Raw genomic sequence first — 14597 nt, 5'->3', positions numbered from 1 at the left:
TTACGCACCTGAAGGTAACCCCCAATGGCTTATCCCGGCGACGTCTATTCGAGCAAGTGCTCCGCGCGCGATGCGCTGGCGCTGATCTCCGGCAAGTGGGTGATGTTGATCCTGCCTGCGCTGGCGCAGCGCCCGATGCGCAACGGCGAACTGCTGCGCCGCATCGACGGCATTTCGCAGAAGGTGCTGACGCAAACGCTGCGCCAGCTGGAACGCAACGGGCTGCTTGAACGGCTGGATTTCAGTGAAAAAAATCAGGCGCATGTGGAATATCGGCTCAGCGCCGTCGCCTGCTCGCTGGTCGAGACGCTGACGGCGCTGGACCGCTGGGCGGAATACCATTTCCCCGAGCTGGACGCCGCTCGCGAGCGCTATGATGCCGACCACAAGCGCGAGAGCGAGTAAAGCGGTTTGGCAAGCAACGCCCGGCGCACAGAATGCGCAGGTGAGACGCTTGTTCCCGGTCTCGCCATCCGTTATCTATAGTTAATTCAATTCGCCGGTAACGGCCCACTCCACCTGAGGATCTTGCCTTGACGTTTTTAAAACACCCAATCGCCGCGCTGGTGCTGGCCGGCTGCGGCCTGCTGTCGGCGGGCGGCGCGCTGGCCGCTTCCGATGCGCTGGTGTACTGCACCGTTGCCTCGCCGGAATCGTTCAACCCGCAGCTCTCCAGCTCCGGGCCGACCTTTATCGCCACCTCGCAGGTGCTGTACAACCGCTTGGTGACGCTGCGCGAAAGCGATAAAACGCCCGCCCCGTCGCTGGCCACCGAGTGGAGCGTCAGCCCGGACGGCAAGACCTACACCTTTACCCTGCGCCAGGGGGTAAAATTCAACAGCAACAAATACTTCACCCCAACGCGCGACTTCAACGCCGAAGACGTGGTGTTCACCGTGATGCGGCAGAAGGATCCGGCCAACCCGTATCACAAGGTCTCCGGCGGCAACTATGAATACTTCACCGACATGGGTCTGGATAAGCTGATCACCAAGGTGGAAGCGGTGGACGAACACCACGTGCGCTTCACGCTGAGCCAGCCCAACGCCGCGTTCGTCGCCGACTGGGCGATGGATTTCGCCTCGATCCTGTCCGCCGAGTACGCCGACGCGATGCTGAAAAAGGGCACGCCGGAATACGTCGACAACTGGCCGATCGGCACCGGGCCGTTTGCGCTGCAACAGTACAAGCAGGATTCGCTGATCCGCTACATCGCCAACCCGCACTACTGGCAGGGCGAAGTGGCCAGCAAGCACCTCATCTTCTCCATCACGCCGGATCCGCAAACCCGGCTGGCCAAGCTGAAAACCAACGAATGCCAGATCATCCCCGCGCCGCTGCCGGAACAGTTCGCCGCCATCAAGGCCGACGGCAACCTGCAGTTGCACGACATTACCGGGCTGAACGTCGGCTATCTGGCGTTCAACACCCAGAAAAAACCGTTCGACAACCTGCTGGTGCGCCAGGCGTTGAGCTATGCGGTGGACAAGAAAGCGATCGTCGCCGCGGTGTTCAAAGACAGCGGCACGCCGGCCAATTCGCTGCTGCCGCCGGGCATGCTGGGCTACAACGACAAGCTGCCGGAATACGCCTACGATCCGCAGAAGGCGCGCGAGCTGCTGAAGCAGGCCGGGCTGGAGCAGGGCTTTGAGACCGACATCTGGTCGATGCCGGTACAGCGCCCTTACAACCCGAACTCGAAGCGCATCGCCGAGATGATCCAAAGCGACTGGGCGAAGGTGGGCGTGAAGGCCAAGATTGTCACCTGGGAGTGGGGCCAGTATCTGGCCGGGCTGCGCAAAGGCGAGCAGCAGAGCGCACTGTACGGCTGGGTCTCGGACAACGGCGATCCGGACAACTTCGCCACCCTGCTCGGCTGCGCCGGCGTGCAGAGCGGCGCCAACGTGGCGCGCTGGTGCGATAAGGATTATGACAGCCTGATCCAGCAGGCGATCCAGGAGAACCAGCCGCAGGCGCGCGCCAAGCTGTACCAACAGGCGCAGGTGATCTTCGCCAAACAGGCGCCGTGGCTGCCGCTGGCCACCGGCAAAGTATTCTACGCCACCCGCAGCAACCTGAGCGGCTACGTGGTGGACGTGAACGGCAGCGATTTCGCCAAGGCCAAATTGAACTGATCCCAGGCGCCGCAGCGAGGGCTGCGGCGCAACCCGTGTCATCGCTTAATAAGCTGCCGGCCTCGGAATCTACCGCCTGTTAACTTCATACCTTACGACGCTCACGGCCTCCCCTGCCGTCAGGCGCATAACCCACTAAACCAATCGCTTAATAAGTGAGTTGAGCCTGGCGTTTTGCCTAAATTGCGCGCACGCGCTTTCCTCCGATGTAACATTTCGTTACCATCGGCGCACAGACCCTTTAACATCAAAAGGTAACCCGGTGCAGAACACCTATATGCCGTGGCAAATTCGCCTGCACTGGCTGGTGGCTATCCTGCTGGTCATCACCTGCGTCACCATCGAGCTGCGGGGCTTTGCCGAACCGGGCAGCGCCCCCTGGTACGCGCTGGTTGTCACCCACTTCAGCTGCGGCGTAACGGTGTTTGCGCTGATGCTAGCTCGCCTGTTCCTGCGCTGGCGCCGCCCCTCGCCCGCCATTGCGCCCAAACCGCCGAAGTGGCAAACCGGCCTGGCGCACCTGACGCATACCCTGATTTATCTGCTGCTGCTGACGCTGCCGGTGCTGGGGGTGTATTCGCGCTATCTGGGCGGCAAGGAGTGGTATCTGTTCGGCCTGTCGATGCCGTTCACCGACGTGGCCGATCGGCCGCAGGCGCGGATGATTATCGGCTGGCATAAAACGCTGGCCTCATTCGGCTACTGGCTGATCGGCCTGCATGCCGCCGCCGCGCTGTTCCATCACTACATCGTCAAGGACAATGCGCTGGTGCGCATGCTGCCATTGATGAAAAAACGCTGAATACCCGGCGCCAGGGATGACTTTTCGGGCCACGCCCGCTGACAGGGAATGACATGCAAACCCAATTTTTTAATGTGACCGTCGAACAATGCGCCTGCCAGCAGACGGCGCCCGACAACCTGGTGAGGATCATCGCCTCCGGCCAGACGTTCTTTTTTTACCGTGACGACTTCAGCGACAGCGAAAATCTGCTGGCCACGCTCGCCGCCGGCGATCGGGTGAAGATCGGCGCTCACCGCCTGCGTGACGGCAGCTACTGGCTGCACTGGCTGCTGCACGGCACGAAAGGCCGGCTGGAACCCGACAGAACGCTGAAATACAAGCTGAAATACTTCGCCCTGCTGGTGCTGGGCGCCGCGTTGGCCGGTGGCTTCCCGGCTGCCTTTTTCATCATGGACCGGGAAGATTCCTGGCTGACCATTGTCCTGTTCTTTATCGCCATCATCGCCGGCCTCATCGGCATCGGCATAGTGCTGTTCGTCGGTTCGGAGCTCTTGCTGATCGGGCATCGCGGCCGCAGGCGCCTGCTCCGGGCGCTGGATCGCGTGCTGCTGGGGCAAGACGTCACGCCGCCCGGCTCGCTCAGCCTGAAAATCCCCGGCATCAAATACCGGGCTGTCCGCGCAGACGCTGTGCCGGCAACCGCACCGCTGCAGACCGCGCCCCCCCTCCCGGACGGCGTCGAGGCCTCCGGCATCGAGACGGTCAACGCCCTGAACTACGAACTCTGCCAATATGAGATCCCGCGGCAGGTGCAGTATTTGGATACGTATGCGTGGCGCCAGAAGGAGACGCACTTCGCGGTGACGACCCGCGCGCTCAACGTCCCCAATACCAAACTGCATCCGGTATTTCGTCGGCAACATCCGCTTTTCATCGCCAAAGGCGATCCGCTGCAGGTGCTGTATTGCGAGAACGACGTCATTCCCGAGTTGCCTAAAGTGCGTGGGATCATCAATCATCGCGATCGCCAAACCTATCTCATCGGCGGCAATCGCTACTTCACCGAAGCCGGTCTTAACCTGTGCGCGCGCGTTGTCTTCATTTTTGGGGCAATCGTGGCGTGTTTTGTGCTCGGCATGATGGTGGTGGATAACGCCGATACCCCGGCCGGCTTTCACCTGGATGCTTGGACCCTGAAGCGTCTCGGCAGCGAATTGCCGCCGATTATTCTGCTGCTGATGCTGATGGTCAGCGGCCTGGCGCTGTTGATCGAGGGGTTCGCCCAGATCTGCCGCCTCTACGCGTTTGACCAGCACCGCACGTTTAAAACGTTCAAATACCTGCGCCATCTGCGCCGCAGGCTATGGCGGCAGGCTCAGGTGACGGAGCTGAAATGATGACGTTAGCGCTTTATAAAAGACCCCTTATTATCCTGACGCTGTTTTTGGCCAGCGCGCTGGGCGTCTATTTGCTCGCCCCTGAGCAACGCTATGCGCAGTGGCAATGGACTCAGGGCGACCAGGCGTTGCCGACGATAGCCCGTTATGATCTCATCCACAGCTACCCGGCGCAGGACGGCGCCCTGCTGCTCACCAGCAAAAGAAGTGAAGACCGCGCGTACAATAGCTTTTACGGCTGGGCGGCCAACTACCTCAGCCAGGTGCTGTTTGCCGGCCCAAAAGGGTTACAGATGCTGGGGGAACTCGACGACTTGATCCACGATGCGGTGTGCGGCGAACAGGAGTGCGTGCTTTTTCTCTCTGAGGGCCGCAGGCTGGTTGATGTGCAACGGGGCACCATCGGGGCGCTGATCCCCTGGCCGGAGGGCGACGACAACCGGCCTTCCTTTGTCGGTGGCAAACTGGTGGCGCAACCGGGAAAACGCGCGCTGTATCTCATCAGCACCGAAGGCGTATTCTACAGCCCGGACTTCGGCGCCCATTGGCGGCAGACGCTGGAGCTGCCGGCGCTGCTGGACGCGCGGCAACTGCTGGGCTTTGAGCGCGGCGAAGAGGACTCACCGACGGCTTACGCCTCCGGTAAGCGCAAATCCATGCCCGAGATTTTTACCGCCGTTGATGGCGATCGCGTGCATTTCTGGATGAACCCGGTGCTCGGCTCCGGCGCGTTACACATCGCCGTTAACGGTAAAACCGGCGAGGTGACTGAACTGCATTGGCTGCTGGTGCGCGTCAAGGAAAGCGCGCAGGCTCCGGATGGCGGCATCTACCTGATCGCGCAAACGCTGGACAGAGGGCTGTATCAGCTCCTGCGTTATCAATCCGACGGGCAGTTGGCGATGCTGTTGGAAAACGGCGATAAATCGCTGTATCAGCTGTGGGCGGGCAACGACAAGCTGGTCGCTCAAACGGATAACGGCGATGCGCGCCTTTCGCTGATTTTCGATCTGCGCTCATCCGACGTGCGCTACCGACAGCCGTTGGAATACCGCTACAACGGGCGCGACGACGCACGCCAAACCGTGATCGAACCGGAAAGCCACTATGGCGATGACGGGAAGACCCCGCCGCTGCCCTACTTCGTTCGCTATCGATCCACCACGCCATGAACATGAGGAACCTGCCATGCTGTTAGGCTATGGCGCCGGCGCCGCGGGGCTGGTGGCGCTGTTGTTGGCGCTGCTGCCCACCGGCATCCTGCTCGCCTGGTGGGGCTGGCGCTACGCCGCCGCCCGCTGCGGCCGCCCGCGGCCGCCGCTTTCCTGGCTCGGCTTTCTGCTGGCCTCGGCGCTGGCGGTCTATCCGGTGGCGTGCGTGCTGATGCTTATCGGCATCGCCATCCAGGATATCAAGAGCCAGCGGGCGGAAGAACACTGGAATCGGCGCAGCTACCTGACGCTCGAGTCGGCAAAACCGTTCGGTGAAATCACGCTGCCGAAAGGCAGTTGGGTGAACCGCCAGGAACCACGCCAGCCCGGCACCGAAGACAGCCCTATCACGATGAACGGCGTGACCGCCGTGCGTTTTCCTCAGCCACAGAGCGTGGCCGGCGTGCCGATCATCGCCTTCGAGGTTTTACCGCCGGTGATGGAGCTGGCAGGTGCGCATACCTTCACCCGTCCAACCGGCCAAACGGTGCACTGCGAAGCCGGTTGGCTGGTCTCTTTCTCTTTACCGCCGGATAAGCCGACCCCGCAGTGGGAGGAGTGGCAGGCCGGGCTGCCTGCGGCGGCGTTTCGGCCCAGCGACTGGATCTTTAGGGAGTGCTTCTCCGGCAGCCCGATCGCGGTGCTGACCTTGCACAACGGCGAAGTCAGGGTGCTGCCTTAAGCCTTACGCCGTGGCGTTGGGCAAACGCACGGTCACGCGGTTGTTGGCCGTTGGCAACTGCAGCGGCGTTTCCTGCCAACTTACCGCGATAACCAATACCGGCGGGGCCGGCACGCGCGGCTCACGCCCGCCTGGCCCCACGCTGTAGGCATCCCATTCAATCACAAACACCCCGCCGTCTTGCGGCTCGACCCGCTCGACGAAAAAGGTGGTGTCCGAACCGCGCCCGCCCGCCGGTTTATGCGCATAAGAGAGCAGGCTGAACCACTCGCCGGCGAAGTAGAGATGGTATAGGCCATCGACGATATGCTCGCCGCGGAACTGGCAGCCGCCGACGCTCAAACCGTCACCCGACGGGGATTCCGCCACGCGTTCGAGATCGCGCACGAAGCGATCGGTCGGCCTGTTATCCAACAACAGTTCATAAGGCGGCGTGTGCAGCAGCGCGGCAGGATCGTCCGCCTGGCGCAGATCCGCCGGCAACATCGAGCGCGCCGCCAGCACGCGGCCGCTGGGCAACGTGATCTCCAGCCGATCCGCCGGATCCGCTACCCACTGCGGCACCCACAGACCGCGCACAAGGTGCAACGGCGTGGCCTCCACCTGCCGACACGTCGCCCGCAGCCGCACCAGCGCCTCAGCGGAACCGGCGGCCAAGGCTCCCAGCTCGCGATCGGTCAACGCAGGCAGCGCATACATCGCCCGGGCGGCGGGCTCGTATACCGTCAGCTCCTCTCCCTCGCGGCTGCGGGTCGGTATCAGGCGCAGCTTGCCATCGTCCACGTCCTGCGGCGCGGCGCATGCGCCATGCACAATCGCCCCGTCGCGCAGCAGCAGCGTCCAAAAGCTGGGGCCGCCCATGCCCAGTTCCCCCACGCCGCCTATCTGCCGGTCGCTGTCGCCGGCGTGCGCCATCTCAATCGGCTGCGAACGCCAGTCGGTCTTGCGCCACTCTGTCGCCTCTTCGGGTTCTTGCCCGCTTTTAGCGGCGCACTTCGCCCATTGCAGCACGGCAAACAGCGCGATGCACAGCACACCCCAAACCGAGTGATCCTGCCAAATCAATAACCAACCGACGATCAAAAGCGCCCAGGCGGCCATGGCGATATCCTTTTCGAAGAGAAAACCGCCTGATTCTAGCTCAGGCGGTTAGTGGGGTTGAAGCCTATGCCATGAATAATTAGCCGCTAAATAGAAAGGTAATAATTTCAGCGTTATTTCTGTGACTATGAAGATCACATAAATAATGCTTCACTGCGTGATTTTAACGTAGAAAAGACAACTCCCTGTTTCTCAATGCAATATTTATAACCCTGTTAAAAAAAGAAAAATGAAAGTGAAAAAAACCGCAATAATTTGTGCATATTCTAAACATTGACTATGTTTATACATACTCTTTATATGCAGGTAAACAGACTGAAAAACAAAAGATAAAGACTCTCAATATAATTAAACAAACCTCGCGTACCGCGTGGGTGAAACGCTATTTATTATAAAAATTCCGAGGCTATTTTATCTCCACGGAACGGGTCACTTTGCGTTTTATCAGGCCAATAGGCTACACACCGCAATTAATATCATTATTAGCATTCCGGAGACCGACAATGAAAATCGTTACGGGCATTATCCTTACCTCTGTGGCCGCCTTCAGCGGCGCGGCTTACGCGGCCGATGCACAACCTACCACCGGCAACGCGGAAGTGATGCTGGAACACGTGCACGCCGTGATGGAAAACGGCAGCCCGGCGCCGCAGCACGACGCCGCCTGCCAAAAAGAACTTTCCATGCCGGAATCGAAATATATGGGCATGAAGGTCAAAACCGATTACACCATCAACAGCAGCACTATGATGATGTCGGCCAAGTCGATGTTCCCATCGCCGGATTCCATGAAACCCATGGAGCTGACGGTCGATCTCTCTGCGCTGGGCCTGGCGGATATGTATGCCTTCGGCGCCTTTAAACCGGCTGCACTACCGCAGGCCTATATTTATTTCACCATCGACAAGGATTTTAAAAATCCGGTCAGCACCTTTATGATCATTAACCAAGGCAAGCAATATAACTGCGTGATCTCCAGCTCGAATAAAATGATGAGCAAAGAGATGCGCGGCAAGATGATGATGAAGAAACAGTAACGGAATGAAAAACGGCGCTTCCCTTAGCAGGAAGCGCCGTCAGAAAAGCCTTAAATCAGACCAGGATTGTATTTCTGGTTGAATTTCTCTTCCGATTGGAACAGATAAATAATGCCTTCGATAAAGCCGACAATCGATGGGATCCCCGTCCAGCAGAACAGCAGGTAGAACAGCCCCCACCACTTCATCCCTAAGTAAAACTTGTGAATGCCCAGTCCGCCCAGGAAGATGGCCAACAGGGCCGCCGCAAGCTTGTCTTTTCTGCTCATAGTTCACTTCTCCTAACTTCTCACCGAACCACCGGCATGCCTAAAAACGGATGCCGCTCCACAGAGCGCCGCATCGCAATGCTTGAGGAGGAAAACATTCATCCATCAAGGCTCAACAGGGGTAATTATAACAGCGATTAATTAAACGGTTGTTTAACCGGCGAAAGGATAAGCAGGGGGATGCATGGAAAGTGAGGCTACAGATACTCGGTTTCGGCTCAAAAAAACACGCACGCTCGCAGGAGCTCGTCGGCATAATAGATGAGCGAAAATTATCCCGCAGCCGTCATTGTAAGATATAAGGTTAAAACAGATTTTCATTGCCTGATATCGGCATATCGTTATAATTTTTAGTTTCCCTGGTGAATGCCTGCAGACGATTAATAGCAGCTCACTTGCAGGTGTTCAAAAAATGATTATATCACGACGCTAAAGCCCATCACGTTGAGTATTATGCGCCGCAATCGCATTCGCCATCAGTGCATAATCCTTGATGACCCCTTGGTGACGACGCCCTGAGCAGAAAATAAAATCACAGCGTTGCTCATCTTCGATCAGTTTTTTTGCCAGATGCCTGACTCGCAATTTGGGTGTTGCATTAATTCTGGTCACCCGCCCTCTTTCAGTTTCATTACTTTGCGGATGAACCTTTTCCTCATACTCGCCAATCATCAGGGTTATTTTATTAACGCTTTCAGCGATTGTTAACTTGCCATCAGGAAGCAACGCCCCATTCCCCCACCAGATCGATGGACTGGCCGCTAGATAATTTTGAAACGCGTCAGGATGGTTCAACAGCGTATAAAGTACAAAATGCCCGCCATGTGAATGACCTGCCAGCGTTTGTTTGTCTGTATTGATTGGGTAGCGTGACTCAATCCAGGGCTTAACGCATGTGGTGATAAACTGATAAAACGCCGGCGCTCCGCCACCGTCAATAAACTCTTTATCATCAGAGGGAACCGTATAGTCGCGGGTTCTTGCTTTTAGTATATCCACCCCATCCTGATAGCCGATGCCCACATAAAGAATATTGTCGTTGTTTCTACTCTGATGGCGTTCGGTCAGCTTGGTGAATTGAGTATTGGCATCGAGAAAGTAAAGCGCGTTTAAATCGCCATGCGCTTGCTTGTCATGAGCAATAAAAACCCTATAACGTTGACCATTAAAGTTAAAGTCCTTCGTTCTTGAAATCAAACATCCACGCATAACAACCTCACTTTATAAATAAGCCAGTGATTTAACATTGGCGATAATGTCTTTTCCCAGATAAAAAAAGACGGTGAGGTTCAACCGTAGCAACGTATTATTCTGCTTACGACGCTTGCTGGTTGTGTGAGTGATTAAACAAACACGTTTGTATTATACCTTGCAGCGCATTGCCACGTCGCGATAAGCAGAAATATCAACCGCAAGCGTTGCAGACGCCAGTGCTGCGTATTTTTACTAAGGAAGGCAGTGAAACTTGAAATGGTGCCGATAATAGGAGTCGAACCTACGACCTTCGCATTACGAATGCGCTGCTCTACCAACTGAGCTATATCGGCATCGAGCCGGGCCTGCGGGGCAAGCCGGAAGTGCGTTGAACAAGGTAGACCTGCGCGCGAAATGAGTCAATAGCCGCCGGGGCGTTTGGTTGTTTTGCAAGCAACCAGACTGTCGTGCAGTCCCCCTTTTCCAAAAACAATCAGGGCGCAGCATGCTGCGCCCTGACCTCTTTATGACCGCAATGCGGCCTTAGCTACGCACCAGATCGTCGCCGTAGCCAATCCACTTGTAGGTGGTCAGCGCGTCCAGGCCCATCGGGCCGCGGGCGTGCAGTTTCTGGGTGCTCACCGCCACTTCAGCGCCCAAGCCGAACTGGCCGCCGTCGGTGAAGCGGGTGCTGGCGTTGACGTACACCGCCGAGGAGTCCACCGCGCGCACGAAGTGCTCGGCGCTGCTCAGCGAACGGGTGAGGATCGCGTCGGAATGGTTAGTGCCGTGGGTGCGGATGTGATCGATGGCCTGATCGATATCGTCCACCAGCAGCACGTTCAGATCCAGCGACAGCCATTCGTCGTCGTAATCCTCCGCGTTCACCGGCACCACCGTCGCCGGGCCGCCCTGCAGCAGCGGCAGCGCGTTTTCCGCCGCGTGCAGCGTCACGCCCGCCGCCGCCATTTTGGCGCTCAGCGCCGGCAGGAACTCGGCGGCGATGCTGCGGTTCACCAGCAGCGTCTCCAGCGAGTTACAGGCGCTCGGGCGCTGGATCTTGGCGTTTTCAATCACCGTCAGCGCCTTGTCGAAATCAACGTCGGCATCCACATAGGTATGGCACACGCCGATGCCGCCGGTGATCACCGGGATGGTCGATTGCTCGCGGCACAGCTTGTGTAGGCCGGCGCCGCCGCGCGGGATCAGCATGTCGACGTAGCGATCCAGGCGCAGCAGTTCGTTCACCAGCGCGCGATCCGGGCTGTCGATCGCCTGCACCGCCGCCGCCGGCAGGCCACACTGTTCCAACGCCTGCTGGATCACTTTCACCGTCGCCTGGTTGGTGTTGTGCGTCTCTTTACCGCCGCGCAGGATCACTGCGTTGCCGGTTTTCAGGCACAGGCTGGCGACGTCGATGGTGACGTTCGGCCGCGCCTCGTAAATCACGCCGATCACGCCGAGCGGCACCCGCCGGCGCTCCAGCTTCAGCCCGCTGTCCAGCAGGTTGCCGTCCAGCACGTGGCCGACCGGATCGTTCAGGCGGCACACCTGGCGCACGTCGTTGGCGATCGCCGCCAGCCGCGCCGGGGTCAGCAACAGGCGATCGAGCAGCGCTTCGCTCATGCCGGTGGCGCGCGCCTGCGCCATGTCTTGTTCATTCGCCAGCAGGATCGCTTCACTGTTGGCTTCCAGCCTGTCGGCCATCACCGACAGCACCTGATTCTTCTTCGCCGTGCTCAGCACCGCCAGCTGCCAGGAGGCCTGCTTGGCGGCCTTCCCCATCTGCTCCAGCATGCTCACTCCTTAACTGACAATCATATCGTCGCGGTGCACTGCCACCGGACCGTATTCATAACCGAGGATCTCGCTGATTTCCTGCGAGTGGTGCCCGGCGATCATGCGCATCGCGTCGCTGTTGTAGCGGCTGACGCCGTGCGCCAGATCGCGCCCCGTCAGGTTGCGGATACGGATCACTTCGCCGCGCGAGAAGTCGCCCTTCACTTCGCGGATGCCCTTTGGCAACAGCGAGCTGCCGCGCGCCATCATCGCTTCCACCGCGCCGTCGTCGACGGTGATCTCACCGGCCGGTGGCGCGCCAAAGATCCAGCGCTTGCGGTTTTCCAGCGGGGTTTCCAACGCGTGGAAACGGGTGCCCACCGGTTTGCCTTCGATCACGTCCGCCACCACGCCCGGCTTGCTGCCCGCGGCGATCACCACGTCGATGCCGGCGCGGCAGGCCACGTCGGCCGCCTGCAGCTTGGTGCCCATGCCGCCGGTGCCCAGACCGGAGACGCTGTCGCCGGCGATGGCGCGCAGCGCGTCGTCGATGCCGTGCACTTCACGGATCAGTTCGGCCTGCGGATTGTTGCGCGGATCGGCGGTGTAGAGGCCCTGCTGATCGGTCAGCAGCAGCAGTTTGTCGGCCCCGGCCAGAATGGCCGCCAGTGCCGACAGGTTATCGTTGTCGCCCACCTTGATTTCGGCGGTGGCGACGGCGTCGTTCTCATTGATTACCGGCACGATGCGGTTGTCCAGCAGCGCCGTCATGGTATCGCGCGCGTTGAGGAAGCGCTCGCGGTCTTCCAGATCGGCGCGCGTCAGCAGCATCTGCCCGACGTGGATACCGTAAATGGAGAACAGCTGTTCCCACAGCTGGATCAGCCGGCTCTGCCCCACCGCTGCCAGCAGCTGCTTGGAAGCGATGGTGGCGGGCAGCTCGGGGTAGCCCAGGTGTTCGCGCCCGGCGGCGATGGCGCCGGAAGTGACGATGACAATGCGGTGGCCCGCGGCGTGTTGCTGCGCACATTGGCGCACCAATTCGACAATGTGGGCGCGGTTCAGACGCAGCGATCCGCCGGTCAACACGCTGGTGCCCAATTTCACAACCAATGTCTGGCTGCCGTTCATAGTATTTCTGCCGTGTGTAATGATGAGAAGAAGAGTGCAAAGGTCTTTGTAACAGGAGAGACGCGTTATGCCAACAGGCACAACGCGAAATCAGCACAATACGTGGTCAAACGGGGTCAGGCGGAGAGTTTGATCAGTTTTTCTTTGAAATCGTCGGCGGGTTCCAGCCCCAGTTCCATGGTCGCCAGCAGTTCGCCCAGGCGGCGATGGAAGTCGCGCAGGGTGTCTTCCAGCTTGGCGTTCACTTCATCATCCTTAATGTTTTCCGCCGTCCAGTCGCCTTCCTTGTCGAACAGGCCGAATTGGTACGAATAGGTGAAGCGCGCCTCTTCCGCCTGCAGCTCCATCCACCAGCCCCAGAACTCGCGCTTCTCCGGAGCGGGCTTTACATTGACGCAGACGGCCAAACAATCAAAGAAAAACCGGTCGTTCTCACATTGCCCTTCACGCAGGTACGGCCCCAAGCTGGCAAAACGTTTCATTAGTCGGCTTTTAGGGTGACCACTCGGTAACGTCATTCTCTAACCTCCTCAATGTAGACCACTCTTTTTAACAAATTGTTAAAATTTAGCAACTAATTAACGCATTTTATCCTTCAGCCAACCGGACATCTGCAACAACGCCCGGTGGAAGCTATCGTAAACCGGGGTGCGCGGGATGGCGATCAGCTTGCCGCTCACCGAAGAGGTGACGATCAGCTGCGACTCTTCTTTCGGGCTGAGCGTATCGCGCTCCCAGTAGCCGGAGATCATCGGCGTCGGGCAACGGCGCCCCAGCAGCCCCTGCATTTTCAGCGAGTAGCTGTTCAGTTCCACCTTCAGCACGTTGTCCGAGGCATTGGCCATGCCCATGCGGCTGGCCAGCACGTCCATATACATGTCCGGCACGTTCAGCTGGGTGCTGCTGTCACACAGCAGGCGATGTACCACCGGCCCCAGGCAGGCCACGCCGCGCAGCCGCTGCGGCTCCAGATAGGCCAATCGCACCGCCACGTTGGCGCCGAAGCGGAAGCCGAAGGCGCTCACCCGCTGATGATCCACCCACGGCACCGAGGCCAGCTGGATCAGCACCTGCTGGTGCAGGTAGCTGGAGTCCTGCGTCAGCTTCCATTTGCACGAAGAACCGATCGACGGCATGTCGAGCGTCAGCATGGCGATGCCGTGCGGCGCCAGGTAGTCGCGGAACAGGCGATGATAGTCGGTCTGCAGCGTGTCGAGGCTGCCGCACATCAGCACCGTCGGGAACGGCGCTTCGCCCTTCTCCGGCATGTGCAGGAAGCCGGTGACGCTGGCGCCGCCTTCAATGCGAAACTCCAGCTCTTTCAGCTGATACGGCAGCAGCAGCGCCGCCTCTTCGTACGCGCGGTTGGCGAGCATCTCCGCCTGTTCGGCCAATTCGTCGCCCTTCAGGTGCGGGTAACCGGCGATGCTGTACAGGCTCGCGGCCTTCAGCCAGTATTCGCCGCCGAGCAGCGGATCCTGCTGCTCCGTCGCCCGCTGCTGCCACTGCATGCCCTGATGGATCCACTCGTAGATCCAGTTGCCATTGCGGTAGCCCACCACGGTATCCAGCCGCTGCGGATTGCTGCGCTCGGCGTCCGAGGCGGCGATACGCGCCAGCACTTCGTGGATTTCGATCGGGCTGACGCCGCGCCAGGCCCACAGCAGCGGGTTCAGCATGCGATACCAGCTGCCGGTAGTGTCGCCTTCCAATGCGGAATGCATGGCGGCGCTCACTTTGTTGCGCGCGCGCAGCACCAGCGTCGAGGTTTCAGGGTGTTTGAATTTGGGCTTGAAAAGAATTTCAGAAAGGTTGGCCTGTGCCATGGTAACAACAGCCTCCGTAAATCTGGCGATAGGCCGCAAAAGGCCTACTTAACTGGAGGTAGTGTACCTAACTCTGGCGGGATAAACCAA

14 protein-coding genes and 1 tRNA gene are annotated in these 14597 nt (G+C 59.1%); 7 read left to right on the top strand and 8 right to left on the bottom strand.

Features of this window, described 5'->3' with window-relative positions; translation table 11 throughout:
• Window positions 1-24 precede the first annotated feature (24 nt).
• From EDY99_RS01450 to EDY99_RS01425, 6 genes are all read left to right on the top strand, one after another.
• On the top strand, window positions 25-405 hold the full coding sequence (locus tag EDY99_RS01450) for a helix-turn-helix domain-containing protein (protein ID WP_042783750.1): 381 nt from the start codon (window positions 25-27) through the stop codon (window positions 403-405).
• 128 nt (window positions 406-533) lie between these two features.
• The gene (locus tag EDY99_RS01445) at window positions 534-2135 is read left to right on the top strand and encodes an ABC transporter substrate-binding protein (RefSeq protein WP_042783749.1); all 1602 of its coding nucleotides are present in this window, start codon (window positions 534-536) and stop codon (window positions 2133-2135) included.
• 277 nt (window positions 2136-2412) lie between these two features.
• Window positions 2413-2937 carry a cytochrome b561 gene (gene cybB / locus EDY99_RS01440; RefSeq protein ID WP_123062153.1) on the top strand — a complete coding sequence of 175 codons (525 nt, stop codon included), beginning with the start codon at window positions 2413-2415 and terminating at the stop codon, window positions 2935-2937.
• A gap of 53 nt (window positions 2938-2990) precedes the next feature.
• On the top strand, window positions 2991-4277 hold the full coding sequence (locus EDY99_RS01435) for a hypothetical protein (RefSeq protein WP_123061406.1): 1287 nt from the start codon (window positions 2991-2993) through the stop codon (window positions 4275-4277).
• On the top strand, window positions 4274-5449 hold the full coding sequence (locus tag EDY99_RS01430; RefSeq protein ID WP_123061405.1) for a hypothetical protein: 1176 nt from the start codon (window positions 4274-4276) through the stop codon (window positions 5447-5449). The genes EDY99_RS01435 and EDY99_RS01430 overlap by 4 nt, the downstream gene beginning before the upstream one ends.
• Window positions 5450-5465: 16 nt before the next feature.
• On the top strand, window positions 5466-6170 hold the full coding sequence (locus EDY99_RS01425) for a hypothetical protein (RefSeq protein ID WP_123061404.1): 705 nt from the start codon (window positions 5466-5468) through the stop codon (window positions 6168-6170).
• 3 nt (window positions 6171-6173) lie between these two features.
• Here EDY99_RS01425 and EDY99_RS01420 read toward each other — a convergent pair whose 3' ends face one another.
• A complete protein-coding gene (locus tag EDY99_RS01420) occupies window positions 6174-7271 on the bottom strand; it encodes a hypothetical protein (RefSeq protein ID WP_123061403.1) in 1098 nt (365 codons plus the stop codon).
• A gap of 503 nt (window positions 7272-7774) precedes the next feature.
• Between EDY99_RS01420 and EDY99_RS01415 the strand changes: the two genes are divergently transcribed.
• Entirely contained in the window at window positions 7775-8308 is a 534-nt protein-coding gene (locus EDY99_RS01415; protein WP_033641986.1) for a hypothetical protein, read from the top strand.
• Window positions 8309-8358: 50 nt separating this feature from the next.
• Here the strand turns inward: EDY99_RS01415 and EDY99_RS01410 are convergent, their stop codons facing one another.
• The 7 genes from EDY99_RS01410 to frsA all read right to left on the bottom strand — a co-directional run bounded on the left by EDY99_RS01410 (window position 8359) and on the right by frsA (window position 14507).
• On the bottom strand, window positions 8359-8577 hold the full coding sequence (locus EDY99_RS01410) for a TM2 domain-containing protein (protein ID WP_033641985.1): 219 nt from the start codon (window positions 8575-8577) through the stop codon (window positions 8359-8361).
• Window positions 8578-9006: 429 nt separating this feature from the next.
• Complete coding sequence (locus EDY99_RS01405) at window positions 9007-9786, bottom strand: alpha/beta hydrolase (protein ID WP_123061402.1); 780 nt, start codon at window positions 9784-9786, stop codon at window positions 9007-9009.
• Between the two features lie 262 nt (window positions 9787-10048).
• Window positions 10049-10124, bottom strand: a tRNA-Thr gene (locus EDY99_RS01400).
• Window positions 10125-10314: 190 nt separating this feature from the next.
• Entirely contained in the window at window positions 10315-11568 is a 1254-nt protein-coding gene (gene proA, locus EDY99_RS01395; protein ID WP_015376739.1) for a glutamate-5-semialdehyde dehydrogenase, read from the bottom strand.
• 9 nt (window positions 11569-11577) lie between these two features.
• The gene (gene proB, locus EDY99_RS01390; protein WP_047572529.1) at window positions 11578-12681 is read right to left on the bottom strand and encodes a glutamate 5-kinase; all 1104 of its coding nucleotides are present in this window, start codon (window positions 12679-12681) and stop codon (window positions 11578-11580) included.
• A gap of 116 nt (window positions 12682-12797) precedes the next feature.
• A complete protein-coding gene (gene crl, locus EDY99_RS01385; RefSeq protein WP_047572530.1) occupies window positions 12798-13199 on the bottom strand; it encodes a sigma factor-binding protein Crl in 402 nt (133 codons plus the stop codon).
• 60 nt (window positions 13200-13259) lie between these two features.
• Window positions 13260-14507, bottom strand: coding sequence for an esterase FrsA (frsA, locus tag EDY99_RS01380; RefSeq protein ID WP_047572531.1), 1248 nt, complete (start codon window positions 14505-14507; stop codon window positions 13260-13262).
• Window positions 14508-14597: the final 90 nt, after the last annotated feature.

This window comes from Serratia sp. LS-1 (assembly GCF_003719595.1).
Classification (GTDB): Bacteria; Pseudomonadota; Gammaproteobacteria; order Enterobacterales; family Enterobacteriaceae; genus Serratia; species Serratia ureilytica.
The sequence above is the reverse complement of the archived record's forward strand: the minus strand, read 5'-3'. Positions and strand labels throughout refer to the sequence as shown.

Coding starts and splice junctions, on each gene's coding strand:
- EDY99_RS01410 (WP_033641985.1), bottom strand. CDS start 8,577: ATGAGCAGAAAAGACAAGCTTGCGGCGGCCCTGTTGGCCATCTTCCTG.
- EDY99_RS01420 (WP_123061403.1), bottom strand. CDS start 7,271: ATGGCCGCCTGGGCGCTTTTGATCGTCGGTTGGTTATTGATTTGGCAG.
- proB (WP_047572529.1), bottom strand. CDS start 12,681: ATGAACGGCAGCCAGACATTGGTTGTGAAATTGGGCACCAGCGTGTTG.
- EDY99_RS01450 (WP_042783750.1), top strand. CDS start 25: ATGGCTTATCCCGGCGACGTCTATTCGAGCAAGTGCTCCGCGCGCGAT.
- EDY99_RS01425 (WP_123061404.1), top strand. CDS start 5,466: ATGCTGTTAGGCTATGGCGCCGGCGCCGCGGGGCTGGTGGCGCTGTTG.
- EDY99_RS01415 (WP_033641986.1), top strand. CDS start 7,775: ATGAAAATCGTTACGGGCATTATCCTTACCTCTGTGGCCGCCTTCAGC.
- EDY99_RS01430 (WP_123061405.1), top strand. CDS start 4,274: ATGATGACGTTAGCGCTTTATAAAAGACCCCTTATTATCCTGACGCTG.
- proA (WP_015376739.1), bottom strand. CDS start 11,568: ATGCTGGAGCAGATGGGGAAGGCCGCCAAGCAGGCCTCCTGGCAGCTG.
- frsA (WP_047572531.1), bottom strand. CDS start 14,507: ATGGCACAGGCCAACCTTTCTGAAATTCTTTTCAAGCCCAAATTCAAA.
- crl (WP_047572530.1), bottom strand. CDS start 13,199: ATGACGTTACCGAGTGGTCACCCTAAAAGCCGACTAATGAAACGTTTT.
- EDY99_RS01435 (WP_123061406.1), top strand. CDS start 2,991: ATGCAAACCCAATTTTTTAATGTGACCGTCGAACAATGCGCCTGCCAG.
- cybB (WP_123062153.1), top strand. CDS start 2,413: ATGCCGTGGCAAATTCGCCTGCACTGGCTGGTGGCTATCCTGCTGGTC.
- EDY99_RS01405 (WP_123061402.1), bottom strand. CDS start 9,786: ATGCGTGGATGTTTGATTTCAAGAACGAAGGACTTTAACTTTAATGGT.